The sequence below is a fragment of the Bacillus sp. NTK074B genome (genome assembly GCF_017303375.1).
Taxonomy (GTDB): Bacteria; Bacillota; Bacilli; order Bacillales; family Bacillaceae_B; genus Rossellomorea.
In genome coordinates this window covers 1-219 of the sequence record NZ_JAFKOH010000335.1, presented here as the reverse complement: position 1 = coordinate 219, position 219 = coordinate 1, and the positions used below count along the sequence as shown (strand labels likewise).

Genomic DNA, 219 nt, shown 5'->3' with positions numbered 1-219 from the left:
TAGCGAAGTGGCTAAACGCGGCGGACTGTAAATCCGCTCCTTCGGGTTCGGCAGTTCGAATCTGCCCCCCTCCACCATTTTGTATATTTCAGTGTAAAATGGACATCCTATAAATGTCCCTTTTTTATGCCATTTACGTAATTATTGGGCTATAGCCAAGCGGTAAGGCATCGCACTTTGACTGCGACATGCGTTGGTTCGAATCCAGCTAGCCCAGCC

The 219-nt window shown here is 48.4% G+C and carries 1 tRNA gene; it reads left to right on the top strand.

Annotation, left to right across the window (positions count from 1 at the left end):
• The first annotated feature begins 145 nt into the window (after positions 1–145).
• Positions 146–217, top strand: a tRNA-Gln gene (locus tag JI667_RS22565).
• Positions 218–219: the final 2 nt, after the last annotated feature.